This is a genomic window from Microvirga sp. HS2, assembly GCF_055792805.1.
On the sequence record NZ_JBVVAJ010000066.1, the window covers coordinates 1 to 12,282 of the forward strand.

15 protein-coding genes are annotated in these 12,282 nt (G+C 60.4%); 8 read left to right on the plus strand and 7 right to left on the minus strand.

Going from position 1 to position 12,282, the window contains the following annotated elements:
* Positions 1-48: 48 nt before the first annotated feature.
* Positions 49-309, plus strand: coding sequence for a hypothetical protein (locus ACS5Q0_RS26765; protein ID WP_473129678.1), 261 nt, complete (start codon positions 49-51; stop codon positions 307-309).
* A gap of 71 nt (positions 310-380) precedes the next feature.
* Here ACS5Q0_RS26765 and ACS5Q0_RS26770 read toward each other — a convergent pair whose 3' ends face one another.
* Entirely contained in the window at positions 381-605 is a 225-nt protein-coding gene (locus ACS5Q0_RS26770; RefSeq protein ID WP_473129679.1) for a hypothetical protein, read from the minus strand.
* 1,024 nt (positions 606-1,629) lie between these two features.
* Here ACS5Q0_RS26770 and ACS5Q0_RS26775 point away from each other — a divergent pair.
* The 7 genes from ACS5Q0_RS26775 (at position 1,630) to ACS5Q0_RS26805 (ending at position 7,684) form a co-directional block, all read left to right on the plus strand.
* The gene (locus ACS5Q0_RS26775; RefSeq protein WP_473129680.1) at positions 1,630-1,881 is read left to right on the plus strand and encodes a hypothetical protein; all 252 of its coding nucleotides are present in this window, start codon (positions 1,630-1,632) and stop codon (positions 1,879-1,881) included.
* 287 nt (positions 1,882-2,168) lie between these two features.
* Complete coding sequence (locus tag ACS5Q0_RS26780; RefSeq protein ID WP_473129681.1) at positions 2,169-2,393, plus strand: helix-turn-helix transcriptional regulator; 225 nt, start codon at positions 2,169-2,171, stop codon at positions 2,391-2,393.
* Positions 2,394-2,405: 12 nt separating this feature from the next.
* Positions 2,406-3,323 carry a hypothetical protein gene (locus ACS5Q0_RS26785; RefSeq protein ID WP_473129682.1) on the plus strand — a complete coding sequence of 306 codons (918 nt, stop codon included), beginning with the start codon at positions 2,406-2,408 and terminating at the stop codon, positions 3,321-3,323.
* A 334-nt stretch (positions 3,324-3,657) separates the two neighbouring features.
* Positions 3,658-4,065 carry a helix-turn-helix domain-containing protein gene (locus tag ACS5Q0_RS26790; RefSeq protein ID WP_473129683.1) on the plus strand — a complete coding sequence of 136 codons (408 nt, stop codon included), beginning with the start codon at positions 3,658-3,660 and terminating at the stop codon, positions 4,063-4,065.
* A 443-nt stretch (positions 4,066-4,508) separates the two neighbouring features.
* Positions 4,509-4,955: a hypothetical protein gene (locus tag ACS5Q0_RS26795; protein WP_473129684.1), complete on the plus strand. Its 447-nt coding sequence runs from the start codon at positions 4,509-4,511 to the stop codon at positions 4,953-4,955.
* 264 nt (positions 4,956-5,219) lie between these two features.
* A complete protein-coding gene (locus ACS5Q0_RS26800) occupies positions 5,220-5,564 on the plus strand; it encodes a hypothetical protein (protein ID WP_473129685.1) in 345 nt (114 codons plus the stop codon).
* A complete protein-coding gene (locus tag ACS5Q0_RS26805) occupies positions 5,552-7,684 on the plus strand; it encodes a phage tail tape measure protein (RefSeq protein WP_473129686.1) in 2,133 nt (710 codons plus the stop codon). Before ACS5Q0_RS26800 ends, ACS5Q0_RS26805 begins: the two co-directional genes overlap by 13 nt.
* Positions 7,685-7,856: 172 nt before the next feature.
* On the opposite strand, the gene ACS5Q0_RS26810 is transcribed toward ACS5Q0_RS26805, so the two are convergent.
* From ACS5Q0_RS26810 to parA, 6 genes are all read right to left on the minus strand, one after another.
* Positions 7,857-8,360 (minus strand): hypothetical protein, encoded by a 504-nt coding sequence (locus tag ACS5Q0_RS26810; RefSeq protein WP_473129687.1) that lies wholly within the window; start codon positions 8,358-8,360, stop codon positions 7,857-7,859.
* Positions 8,361-8,508: 148 nt separating this feature from the next.
* Positions 8,509-8,766 (minus strand): WGR domain-containing protein, encoded by a 258-nt coding sequence (locus ACS5Q0_RS26815; RefSeq protein ID WP_473129688.1) that lies wholly within the window; start codon positions 8,764-8,766, stop codon positions 8,509-8,511.
* Positions 8,767-8,778: 12 nt separating this feature from the next.
* Entirely contained in the window at positions 8,779-9,003 is a 225-nt protein-coding gene (locus tag ACS5Q0_RS26820) for a hypothetical protein (protein ID WP_473129689.1), read from the minus strand.
* Positions 9,004-10,119: 1,116 nt separating this feature from the next.
* Positions 10,120-10,332, minus strand: a complete 213-nt coding sequence (locus ACS5Q0_RS26825) for a ribbon-helix-helix domain-containing protein (protein WP_473129690.1) — start codon at positions 10,330-10,332, stop codon at positions 10,120-10,122.
* Between the two features lie 84 nt (positions 10,333-10,416).
* Positions 10,417-10,680, minus strand: a complete 264-nt coding sequence (locus ACS5Q0_RS26830) for a plasmid partition protein ParG (protein WP_473129691.1) — start codon at positions 10,678-10,680, stop codon at positions 10,417-10,419.
* On the minus strand, positions 10,681-11,331 hold the full coding sequence (gene parA / locus ACS5Q0_RS26835; RefSeq protein WP_473129692.1) for a ParA family partition ATPase: 651 nt from the start codon (positions 11,329-11,331) through the stop codon (positions 10,681-10,683).
* Between the last annotated feature and the right edge of the window lie 951 nt (positions 11,332-12,282).

Below are 12,282 nucleotides of genomic sequence, written 5' to 3' on the forward strand. Positions count from 1 at the left end.
TCACCTCCGTAGAGTTCTATTAGATTGTTTCACTTTTGGGAGGCTGGAATGGCAGATGGGGTTGCAACCGGTATGCAGGAGATCCGGGACTTTCTTTCCACCGTTGCGAGCGACGAGACGATCGAGATCGCGACAGTTGGGCCGGATCCGTTGCTGAAGGCAAAGAAAGAAGAGATCAAGCTCCTCCATGCCTCTCTTCAGATCGAGATGTCTAAGGGGCTAGTTAAGAGGCTAGTTCTCGTCCCCTTTCATGCAATCGCTTATCTCCGGATTGCGAAGAGCTCCCATACCCTCGATAACGTTTCCTGAAGGATCGCGAGTGCCATAGGCGACAACCGCTCACCGGAGCGGCGCCGGCGGAGCCCTTGTCTCACTTCAAACTAGCGAACCCGCCGGATAATCTCGCCGGTCTGAACGATCTCGAACGTGTTGTCGTCGATAGGGTCGAGATCGCGCCCATTAGAGAGGACGTATTCTTTTGCGCCGCGCGCTCTTTGGTTCGGGCCAGAGAGCAGGCGAGACACGATTATATGCGTGAGCTCGACGACCGTGTATCGAGTCCCATCGTCGGCGGCGGCTTCGAAGCGAGCGGTTTCCTCTTTCATTTCGGCCTTTCCCTAGTGGGGGTCTCAGTCAAAGTTGTCGCCAGTATTTGGAGACTCGCCGAGGCACCCACAAGAGCCTGTTTTACTGAATAGGCGAGGGGATAGTCTGGAAACGGCTTCGAATACGCTCCGAACACTTCAAAACAGGTTCCATAATCGGTCTTATCGGAAATTCGCGGTGCGTTTTCGCGCGCGCACGAGGGTTCCCATTCCCAGCTTCTTGCCCCATCATCAGGACCAAACGAGGGGAACAGATGTACAAAACCTTCAGTCGGTTTCTCCAACATGGTCGAGACACGGCTAGCGATCGGCCTCGCAAGGTCTCGAAGTGGGGGAAAAATGCAAAGTACAAATCCGCCGCGATTGCGGAGGCCCGTAAAGATCCAGCGGTGGTTGAAGCGGTAAAAGTCTCGGCAGAGCGCATTCGCAAGCAATGGGCTAAGAAGCGGTCACGCGGCGGAAAGGTTACAGGCAGGGTCCTCCCCTCCCTCGCTCAAGACTAAGGCGACGAGCTCCTCGAACTCGATCGCCTCGCGCTTAATTTTCAGCCGGAACTGGCCGACGGCTAGAACAGCCAACGATCGAGCGCCTCGACGATCACCGCGAGGCTCGCGAGAGCGCCCAAGATCTCGACGATGGTTTTCCAGAGAGGGGGACGGCGGTTCACTTTCGATCTCCTCGATCGAGCTCGTCCGATGCGCGAGCTCCGAGCGGCCGCCGGCTACAACGTGTCTAACACTTACCGGCGAGCGATCTCATTTTCCGGCCAGGCGGCCGGCGTTAAACGCCGTTTCCGATTGTTAGGAGATGAGTCTTTTAGGCAACGGACAGGACGAGTCCGAGCCCATTAAATGAGCGGGCCGACCGCGGGAGTGGAGTCCCGGGCCGGCCCTAACCACGTCGCGAGATTGGAGCTCAGCGCATGGCCTTCCGTTGTCTTACGGGATCCCCGTCCCGTGTCACTACCTTTTCCGCCGAAGTGCTTACCCTTCGGTATGCCCTAATCGAGAGCGGCGCTCGCATTGTGCGAGCCTCGATTGGTCCCGACGGCGCCGAGATCGACTGGATCCCGGCCGATGCGGATGCGGATCCAGAGCTCGAGCCGATCCGCGCGGAGTTTATCTATACGCCGGCCTCCGAGATCGCCGCTAATGACGACGAGGAGGAGATCCTCGTCGAGTTCGACGCGACGGCGATCGCTGATATCAAGGCGGAGGCCTCCGCGCTCGGCGTGATCTCTCTCGATGCCTGGCGCGCGTCGCGAAAGCAAAATTGATATTTAATAACCATCAGTTGATCCAAATATCCGGCGGTCGCGAGATCGCCGGAGCAAGTTTTTCACAAGCATTTAATCCGACTATCCCTCGATCTCATCCGTTTCCGATCGGAAGAAATCGTTCATTTTCAAGGCTTACAAGGCATTTACTTCGGATTCCGATCGGTTGAGCGCGTTTTTCCGAAAAAATAATTCTGCCAAATTTCCGCTCACGCCTTTCGACTCCGATTTATTCGATTCAGTTTCTTTGTCGTTACACCAACCCCTCTCAACGACGAGGAAACACAATGAACAGAGATCAAGGTTCGGCGCCTGGCGCCATTCGCTCCCGCCTTCTCGCACCGATCGAGGTAGCCGAGCGTCTCTCCGTGTCTATCCAAACGCTCACCCATTGGAGGCGGCACGGATCCGGCCCCGCGTTCATGAAGTGCGGCGATCGCCTGGTCCGCTACACCGAGGCTGACGTCGAGGCCTTCCTCGAGGCCGGCCGCTCGACGAACCGCGCAGCGTAAGGGGAGGAGCCGATGAAGAACCCATTGAAAACCGCCGTGAAGGCCGTTGCAGCCGCCGTCACTGGCAAGCCAGCGAGCGAGATCGCTGCGGAGCGTCTCCTCGAGACGCGCAAGGATCGCGACGAGAAGGCCTCGCGCCTGGCGAACCTCAAAGGAGATCGCGAGACCGCTTTCCGGCGCCTCGATCGCGAGCTCGTTCAAGAGCTCGACGCCAAGATCGCCGCTCTCGAAACAGATATCGCCTTCGCCGACCAGGCCGTCGCGAACCTCGAGGCAGAGGAGAGCGCGGCTCTCGCTCAAGAGAGCCGCGATCGTTGGCAGCAGCAGCGTGACGAGGTCCTCTCTCGGAAAGAGCGAACCCGTAAGATCTTCCTCGAGAACGTTCCGGAGCTCTCGCGCGGTATCGTGATTGCGGTCCGAGAGAAGGCCGAGACCGATATCGCAATCGAGGAGCTCAACAAGACTCGTCCCGCCGGCGTCGAGCCGATCGCGACGATCGAGGAGGAGCTAACCAGGCGCTCGCTCCCTCGCGTCATTATCGGCGAGGAGCGTCTCGAGCTCTGGACCCATCCCGGCGGCCAGATCCTTCCCGACGAGGCTCAGAAGCAAGTGCAGGACAACGGCGACGGGACCGGAACACTCCCGGCTATCTCCGGCCGAACGGAGTTGAAGCTCTATCGGCGCCAGTTCGTCCGCCGGAAGTTCCTCCCCGCGGTCCATGCCGGATTGATCGAGGATTACGAGACGGTCCTCTCGCTCCCTGGCGTCGGAAATCAGCCTCCGTTCTTCAAGCCGCTCCATAGCGGCGATTCCCGATCGGTCCTCCAAGCTATCGAGGAGCTCGAGGCATACGCCAAGGCCGCGCCAGGTCGGACGCCACAGGTCGAGATCGTTCCCGTCGAGAACGAGCTCCCGGCCGCAGCGGAGTAAAGCTCATGATCGCGCGGAGGGGTTTCCTGAGAGCTTTCCGCTCCGCGCCTGGCGCCGGCCACGGAAACCGTGAGCACAAACTCAATAGCCGGCGCCTCCCTCTCTTTTCAGATCGCGCGGCGGGATTGGCCTCTTGTCCCTCCGCGCCGGCGCCGGCCCTCGTCCTTGGGCGCAAGCTCATGCGGCCGGCGCCGTCCAGTTCCAGAGCGATCTTCCTCTGGGTGAACGGCGGCGGGGGTCAGGGCCATGCGACCCCGTCGTTTTCTTTTCCTCAAACCGCAAAAGAAAACCCGCGCAGCCTGGCAGGGCTCACGCGGGGAAAGGTCGTCTCTCAATGTTCCCCCTTCATAACACCCGAACCGACGCCCCAAAAGAGGAGCGTTCCAATCATCTGCGTTTGGCGTGGGACGCCGACGCTCCGAAACCTAGAAAGCTCAGGGCAAGAAAGGCTCCAGTTCCTCATAAGGTCAGTTGGCTCAATCAGGTCGCGAGAGAGAGAAATCTTACGACCCTCGCCGTTCAAGCGGCAATCGTTCTCGCCGACCATTACGACGAAGAAAAGGGCTATTCGTGGCCCTCACAAGCGCGCCTAACGGAACTCCTCAACGCGAGCCGCGGCGGCGTTCGACAAGCAATCAAACGCCTCGAGGACGCCGGTCTGGTTGAGTACGTTCCAGAGCGCGGACGAGCAAAGAACAACCGTTATTTCCTCCGTATTCCGGGGGGCGAAAATGGTCACTAACCTAGCCATTTTCGGCCGCGCCGCTCCCTCCTCGAAAATGGTCACTCTGAGTGGCCACTACCCACTTAATACAAACCTCCCGGCCTGGTCGCCTTACGAGGAGCGTATCTGTCGGGATCGTTCGGCCGACGTCTCTCGACCGCGCGGGATGGGGGCGCCCTCAAGGGCGCACCTCCTACTATCCGCGACCACTAGCCAGAGGGGCGCGCTATGAGCCGGCGACGCTCCTCTCCCTTGCATCAACCTGGCGCCGTTCGCGTCGAGCTCGGCCCCATGCACCGCGGCCAGGTCCTCGTCGCCTCGCGCCAGGTCGTCGAGATCGACGGAGAGATCCTCCCTCTCCGGATCCTGACGATCGAGGGCCGGTCGCCCCACAGGGGCGAGCGATCGGCCGGCCTCCGTTCGAGGCTCAATCCTTCCGCCCCTCTCAGGAAAAAAACTCCATGACACAATACCCCACCGCTCCCGGATGGGACGACTATCTGGACGACCGTTACGCGGCGCGCGGTATCGGTTTCGAGCGATATCCCGCGCCGGCTGCCTCTAATGAGAGCAAGCCGATCGCGCATATCCAATCCTCTCCGGCCGCGTCGTCTCGTACATTCGAGCAGGGACGCGTCGAGGGAACGCGATCCGCGAACGATCGCCTCCGCCAAGTCCTCGAGGATCCGCGCGCGAAAGGCCGCGAGCTCAAGGCGATACGAGCGGCACTCGCAGAGCCGAACAAGCCGGCGGCCGCGATCGTCGAGCAAGTCCTGACATCAAGAAGCGGATTGAGCGCAGCCGTCGACGAGGTCCTCGCGAGCAATGCGACGACGAGCTCGTCTCGACTTCGTTCGGGTCTGTCCGCAGCGGTCGACGAGTTCGTCCAGGGAAAGGGGGCGCGATGAGCGCGCCCCTGCCCCTCTCGAGCCAAAGTCCTTACGCCGTAAGGGCTCGCCGAAACATGGAAAAGTTAAGGGCGCTAACCTCGTCTCCTGCTCGATTTTTCACGCGAGCGAGATCCGGCCAGGCGCTCGAGGGGCACCCCACCCCCACCCCCCACCCCTTTAGCGACTGTTTCCGAGGGGTAGAGGCATGCGGGTCACTTGAGCCCCCGCATCTGACTACGTTTCAAGGTTTCGCTTTTGCGTTTCGTTTCGCCGGAGAGAGCCATGAACCAGGCCTCTAATCCGCTCCCTCGGCTCGTCTCGAGCGACGGCGCTCGGCAAATTCTCGGCATCCATCCAAGCACGTTCGCCAGGCTCGAGCGCGCCGGCGTGTTCCGTCGCTTTCCGCGCGGTTTTGAGGCTGCAACCCTCGCCAGCAATTACGCTCGAGCGATGGAGATCGAGGCCGAGGCGAAAGCTCAGATCGAAGCGATCGAGGAAGAAACGCGCCGGCGCCTGGCGGAACTCGGCGCCGCGGAAATCGCCTCTCAACAGGAAAGGATCTCGCTCAACTCAAACACTCCCCTGTCACCCCTAAACCCGTCTGAGGTTTCAGAATGGCAAGTTTAACATCATCCCTGATCGTCCGATTGACTGATCAGGTCTCCGCGCCGTCGAAAAAGGCGGCGCGCTCCCTCCGCGATATCGGGTCCGCGGCGCGCTCTGTGAGCGGCGTCCGGATCCAGAGCGCGAGCCTTGGCGAAACCGCTCTTTCGACCGGCCGCGCGCTCGGCATGATCGGCATGGCCGGCGGTCTCTACAAGCTGAAACAGGCAGCACAAGAGGCTTATCTCCGATCGGCCTCGTTCGATCGCCGTATGACGCGGGTCGGCATCACGGCCGACGCGACGGACCAGGCGATCCGCGGCGCCTCAAAGGCGATTCACGCGATGGCGCAAGAGACGGCGACGCCGATCGACAAGGTTGTCGACGGTCTCGACGTCCTCGTCGCACAAGGCCGCGAGTTCGACGACGCGATGGCGTTCCTTCCGTCGATCGCCAGGACGGCCGCAGCCGCCGGCGCCGAGGTCGAGGATATCTCTAAGACCGCGGACTCCGTCGGGACTAACTTCAAGATCGCCGGCCGCGAAATGCAAAAGGCCTTCGACGTCATGGTCGCCGGCGGCAAGGCGGGGCAATTCGAGCTCAAGGATATGGCTCGATATCTGCCCTCACTGGCGCCGGCCGCGTCGGCCGTCGGCCTCAAGGGAGTGAAGGGCCTCGAGCAACTCGTCGCCATGCTCCAAGTCGTCCGGAAAGGAACCGGATCAACGGAGGAGGCGGCCGCGTCGTTTAACAACATCCTCGCCAAGATGGAGAGCGAGGAGACGACCAAGCGGTTTAAGAAATTCGGGATCGACCTCCGAAAGGAAATGACGGTCGCGCGCAAGCAGGGAAAGAACCTCCTCGAGGTATTCGAGGGCCTGGCGTTCCAAGCCGTTAAGGGCGACCTGTCCAAGCTCCCTCAACTGTTCTCCGATATGGAGTTCGCTCGAGGGATGCGCGCGCTCCTCACCTATCGCGGAGAGTGGCAAAAGCTCGCCGCGGAAATGCGACGGGATGCGCCTGGCGCGGTCGCTCGAGATCTCGCTCGCGTGACGAACGATGCTCAAAGCTCCGTCGATCGTCTCGGCAATTCCTGGGATCGGTTCTCGCGATCGTTCGGCCGAGGCCTCGACGCGGCCGGCGCCTCGTCTGGTCTCGATGAAATGTCGACCGCAACAGAGCGCGCGGCCGATCGGCTCGACGCGATCTCGGCCAGATACAAGAGCGGCGGCCTCTCGAGCCTGTTCGGCGATCTCGTGAAGAACGCGACGCAAGAGCTCCGCGACCATAACCAAGCCTGGGCCGAGTTCGAGAAACAGTCAAACAAGATCGACGCGGCGAACGAGAGGAAGCTCGGAGAGAGCCTCCGACAGGAACAACGGGACGTCGCGGCCGCCTCTCAAGAGCTCTACGGCGACGATCGCCTCGAGCGATCGCTCGATATCCCTCTCGCGATCAACGCGGCGCAACAGAGAGCGCGCCGGATGGCCGAGGATCCGGCGTTTAAGCTCGATCAGGACGCGGCCGCGCGCCGGAGCTCCGCAGAGCGAGAGGTCTCCGACGCTCGGGACGCTCTCGCGACCAATCGGAGGCTCTGGGGAACGAAATCGCCCGTCGGTCAGGGATGGGAGCGGCGAGGCCTCGAGCGTCTCCGCGCGGCCGAGAGCGAGCTCGCCGGGATCGACCAGGCTCTCTCCGGCCTTCGCGCCGCGCGAGAGGCGGCCGAGGCGTTCAAGGTTCCGGACCTAGCGATCAACAATCCCGGGAGAGCGGTCCCTCCGGTCCTCGGAGGCGCGGGAGCCTGGGACTTCAACGGACCGGCGATCGGCGAAAAGCTCGTCTCGGCGCTCCGGATCGCCGGCGGCCAGGCCGAGGCCGAGGCTCTCTCGATCCGAGCTCGGCTCGAGCGCGCTCTCAACATCACCGGATCGGTCAACATCACGCCGCGCGTCAACGCTCCGGCGGCTCCGGCGGCCGCGCCTGGTAAGGGCGCCTCGCTCCAGATGCACAACACGTTCCATGTCGCGGTGCACGGCGCGAGCGATCCGGCGAAGTTCGCAGATCAGGCGATGCGCCAGGTCCAGCGCAAGCTCGCGCAATCCCGGCGAGCGATCTTCTCGGACGTCGGAACGAGGACCGCATGAGCGCGCTCCTCGACAAGGCCGCTCGAGGCCTCCGGTTCTTTGCCTTGTTCCTCCGGTTCTTCTCGGAGGAGCTCCGGACCGCTCGGGCAAGGCGCGAAATTTGACCACAGACGGCCGCGGAGCGTTTCCGCGGCCGTTGGCCTATAGCTCTCCGTCTATCAGGAGAGGAGGCTCATAGCTCATCTTCTTTGAACGGGAGGCTCTGAATGAACCCAGCAAGACGCTCCGCCTCACGCTGAGTTAAATCAGTAGGCAAGATGATCCTGATCGAACGGTCGGGGCGAAGCCGAAATTGATGCTCAATATCGCTTCCGTCTTCGAATATATTAGACCACTCGAGCTCTTCCTCCTCACCATCTTCAAGGGTCTCGAGGCTTAACGATGTCCCCTTAGCGGCGGCTCCGATACTGCGCAGGCTATAGGACCATACAATTCTGGTCTTATATCCCCTTCTCCCTCTGATGTATTGTCCTACACCGATTTCTTGCATTGCTTCTGCGAGACGCTTAGCTGCATCGTAATCTATACCTGAAGTCTGAGAAATCCTTTCTAGACTACTTTCAGTGGTATCCTTCTGACGTTGAGAAGCCTTGTCGAAAAATGGTTGTGCCCATGCGTTGTCATTGTAAAACTCCCGCAAATTAGCGGAGATCTTATCAGTTAAAGCGCCATTCATTTTCATTCCCTCGGGTTATAAGCTGGAACTAAGGGGTTTATAGATATTTTATGGAATTTTTAAAGCCCTAAAATATATTTTAAGCCCATAAAACCGAAACTTATCCACAATATGGGTCAAAATTTGGATATTTGTCTATCCCATAGCTTCATAGATCTCTATATCCCCGCTGCCGCTTCATCTGGGCCAGCGCCTCGAGCGCCTGGCCGGCCTCCTCCACGCTCGCGAAGATCTCGGCCTTCTCCTGGCCTCTCGTTCCAATCTGTCCCCATGCTCGCACCAGGCGCACGGTTCCGAAGAGGTCGAGCTCAATCATGAGCGAATAGAACCGCGCCAGGCGCCGCTCCGGCTCCCGCCGGTGCAGGACGAGGTGATGCTTGATCGGGGACCGGAGCTCGTCGGGCATAACGGCCAGATTTCACTTTGCCTTGCCTAATCTACCGCCGAGTAACCAGAGCATGGAAAGTGAGATAATCGCAGAAGGAACAACCGCGAACAGTTCGTCTGTCTCACTAAAGGAGACCCCGGCTTTAGAACGAGGAATCCAAAATAAAAGTGCTGAGCACCAGACGAACATTGCGCCAGCAACTTGAATCCAAATAAGAGCTTTGCCCCAAAAGGTTTTCGGTTCCTCTTCCATCATACATTCTGCCCCAAGATTTTAATTCATCCGCTTTCAGAATCTCGCTCTGCCCTCGCCGCTAGGCGTCCCCGGCTTTGCCGAAAACCCCTCTCCGAAGCCGCTCCAATGCGTCCTCGAGTCGAGGGTTTGGTTCAAAGGCTTTTGGAGGAAGGCCGCTTTTCTCTAACTGTCCCATAAGCACAGGTCTTTCCGCTTCGCTCTTGCTTTTGGGACACTTAAGCGAGGAGCTCGAAAAAACGGCCGCTGACGGCCGCGGAGCTCGGGACGGTGCAATCGACCGCCGATCGCCAGAACGGCCGCCACGCGCCGCGGCAGCGCGGTTGTTCGCGGCAATAAAGGCCGGAGCGTACTCGGAGCCGAATTGGAACAGGATCGGTTTCCGCCGGAGGCCGTCCTCCGTCGGCTTGTATTTCGAGCCGGACGCGAGAGCTCGATCGAGGAAACCGATCTCCTCGAGAGCGCGGATCGCGCTCCGGACCTGGCGCTCCGTCAATCCGAGATCCTCGCGATCGGCAAGCTCACGCCGGTCGATCGGGAAGGCCTCGACGATCCGGCTCGGCGTCGACCAGAAGCGGCCGAGGAAGGTCGCCAGGGAGAACGCGGCCTCCCGGTTCCGGAACGGCGCCAGGGCGGCCGCCAGGCGGTCGCGGACGGCGTTTGGCAGGTGATAGGCCCCCTCCCCTCGGGAGGGATGGAAAGGCCGGCGGACACTCCTCGCTCGCGGCCGTAATGGCACAGCGAGCGGGAGCCGCGGTTGAGCAGCAAGCAAGTCTCGACCCTCTTTAGGGCCGCGTTGACGAGACAAGCGATCTCGATCGGAAAACCGGCAAGTTTCCCGTTGACCCTGAGAGGGTCTGTGGTACTTTCATCGCTGTCGGGTGACGAAAGTCCCTATCGAATTCCAAAGGCTCCAGGCGGCAACCTGGGGCCTTTCGCTTTTTCTACCTACGCGGCGTTTTCAAACTCTCTCCGTTTCGCGATTCAGTCGAACCGCTAGGCTATTTCGCGGCGCGCGCGCTCTGTTGTCAAACGCGCGCGCCGATTTCCGACTGGATGATCGGAGAACAGGGACTTATCCCCTGAAACTGCCTGTTCTCCGATCGGAAAGCGGACCAATTACGCCTCTGGCGCCAGACGATCGAGGCCTCCGTTTTGCTCGATTACGGCACGGATCGCCTCCTCGACGAGGTTCTGGACCGTCGTATCCTCATTGAGTGCGATTTGATGGAGCGCGCGGCGCTCGCGCCTGGTCATGCGGACGAGGACCTGGACGCGATCGTCCTTCTTCGCGCTTGAGGAGCTCGCCCTCCCCTCCTGTATCGAGATCATTCGGCACTCCTTCGACTGAAAACCGTATCGCCGTATTTACGGCGAGCCGCAGAGGCGGCTTTGAGGATCTACGGCGTTGCGGATTTACGACGCCGGAAATTCGCGCTCGAGAAGCGCGCGCACGACGTCCGCCATTCTTTCCCCGCGCAGCGCGCACTGGACCTTCATTCGCTTGTGAAGGCTCTCGGATACGTCGATCGTTAGGCGCTTCATTGCCTCGGCAGGAGCCGCCGGCTCAGCCGGCGCCGGCGCTCCGGCTTCCTGATCGTTCGGGTTCCCGCGGCTCCGGACCCAATCGTCGGCGGCGGCAGGCTTGGTAACAGGCATCTTGATTGCGACGGACTTCATTTAGGCAGCAACCTTCTGAGCGGTTTCGTTGTAGCGAGTGATATCGAGAGCGAGAGCGGCGAGCTCCTTAGCGGCCTCGCCGTTCGGAGCGACTTCGACAACAGCCAGGCCTTGAGCGGCGCTCTCGGCGTAAAGGACTCTCTGGCAAAGATGCGTCGGGAGGACCGGGAGCTCGAACGGCTCGAGCGCGGACTGGACGTCCCGACCGATCGCCGTGTTTACGATCTTGCGATTAATCGCAAAGGCGGCTTTCAGGTTTTCCTTAAATACGGCGGCCTCGCGGACGAGTTGGACCGTCTCGGCCGCGGCCCAAACGTCATAAGGGGAGGGCTGGACCGGGATTAGAACGAAGTCGGCCGCCATGATCGCCGAGCGGCCGAGATCGTTCACGCGAGGGGCGCCGTCGATTACGACCATATCGTAATCCTTCGCGATCTCGGGCAAGTCTCGATGGAGGGTTGGCTTTGCCATCCCGACGACCGGGAACAGAGGCTCGAGCTCGCGCGCGCTCGACCAGGCGAGGGAGCTCCCTTGCGGATCCGCGTCAACGAGGAGGGTCCGGAGGCCGCTCTTAGCGAAAACCGCGGCGAGGTTGATCGCGAGCGTCGTCTTTCCGACCCCGCCCTTTTGACTGAGTACCCCGAGAATCATCCGGGTTGCCTTTCATGAAACCCGCAAACGCGGTTTTACGACTGTACGGCGATACGATTCCGGGGATTCGGTTTAAGACTAGTTAACGGCGCACCCTCGATTTTTGGGGATAGGCCTGAGGATAAGTGAGCCTGGATGCAAATTTAGACCAGGGGGGCTTTTACTGCCTTCCGCACTACCCTGGCCCCCCCTTATAAAGGAAGGGTTCGCCGTCATTCGCGGCTTAGGAGGCAACTCTGGGTCAGGAAGGCCCCCCGATCTTCTCGACCACGCCGCGCCTTGATGGGGCCTGTGTCTGGGGTGACAGCTAGGCATAGAATTCAAACCCGGGCGAATAGAAAGTGAGGGTCGTTTGTGACGTTTTCCGATGCTGTCGTCATCGTGCTCATGATCGTTCAGATCCTGATCGCACTCCGCTAAGCGGACTGACCGGTTAAAATCCGGACGGTGACAAGGGGGCGTTGGGCGCTTCGGGGAGCGCCCTTCGTTTCTCCGGACAACGAACCTAAGACCTTGACCTCTTTCGGAAAATTTAAAGCCCCAGGGAGTGACAGGTCCCTAGGGCTTTGGGTCGTCTCGGCTTTCAGATGCTGTCTGAAGTGTCTGAAATATGCCTCTCAGGCATACGCGAGTCAACGCGCGCGGGTATATTTTGTGCCCATCCGGTTCCGCTCGAGCTCCTCCGGGTCCACCTCCGGAGGTCTTTGATCCGTTCTCCGGCGCCGGCGGCTTCCTGCTGCTCATGATCCATCATGATCATGATGATCATCGTCGGCAGCGCCTCTCATGCGGCGGTCCATTCCGGAGCTATACCTTGCAAGCCCCAAATCACCTCCGTAGAGTTCTATTAGATTGTTTCACTTTTGGGAGGCTGGAATGGCAGATGGGGTTGCAACCGGTATGCAGGAGATCCGGGACTTTCTTTCCACCGTTGCGAGCGACGAGACGATC

Bases quoted from the DNA above. Each gene is read 5' to 3' on its own strand.
- ACS5Q0_RS26765 (WP_473129678.1), top strand. From the start codon at position 49: ATGGCAGATGGGGTTGCAACCGGTATGCAGGAGATCCGGGACTTTCTT.
- ACS5Q0_RS26770 (WP_473129679.1), bottom strand. From the start codon at position 605: ATGAAAGAGGAAACCGCTCGCTTCGAAGCCGCCGCCGACGATGGGACT.
- ACS5Q0_RS26780 (WP_473129681.1), top strand. From the start codon at position 2,169: ATGAACAGAGATCAAGGTTCGGCGCCTGGCGCCATTCGCTCCCGCCTT.
- ACS5Q0_RS26785 (WP_473129682.1), top strand. From the start codon at position 2,406: ATGAAGAACCCATTGAAAACCGCCGTGAAGGCCGTTGCAGCCGCCGTC.
- ACS5Q0_RS26790 (WP_473129683.1), top strand. From the start codon at position 3,658: ATGTTCCCCCTTCATAACACCCGAACCGACGCCCCAAAAGAGGAGCGT.
- ACS5Q0_RS26795 (WP_473129684.1), top strand. From the start codon at position 4,509: ATGACACAATACCCCACCGCTCCCGGATGGGACGACTATCTGGACGAC.
- ACS5Q0_RS26800 (WP_473129685.1), top strand. From the start codon at position 5,220: ATGAACCAGGCCTCTAATCCGCTCCCTCGGCTCGTCTCGAGCGACGGC.
- ACS5Q0_RS26805 (WP_473129686.1), top strand. From the start codon at position 5,552: ATGGCAAGTTTAACATCATCCCTGATCGTCCGATTGACTGATCAGGTC.
- ACS5Q0_RS26810 (WP_473129687.1), bottom strand. From the start codon at position 8,360: ATGAATGGCGCTTTAACTGATAAGATCTCCGCTAATTTGCGGGAGTTT.
- ACS5Q0_RS26815 (WP_473129688.1), bottom strand. From the start codon at position 8,766: ATGCCCGACGAGCTCCGGTCCCCGATCAAGCATCACCTCGTCCTGCAC.
- ACS5Q0_RS26820 (WP_473129689.1), bottom strand. From the start codon at position 9,003: ATGATGGAAGAGGAACCGAAAACCTTTTGGGGCAAAGCTCTTATTTGG.
- ACS5Q0_RS26825 (WP_473129690.1), bottom strand. From the start codon at position 10,332: ATGATCTCGATACAGGAGGGGAGGGCGAGCTCCTCAAGCGCGAAGAAG.
- ACS5Q0_RS26830 (WP_473129691.1), bottom strand. From the start codon at position 10,680: ATGAAGTCCGTCGCAATCAAGATGCCTGTTACCAAGCCTGCCGCCGCC.
- parA (WP_473129692.1), bottom strand. From the start codon at position 11,331: ATGATTCTCGGGGTACTCAGTCAAAAGGGCGGGGTCGGAAAGACGACG.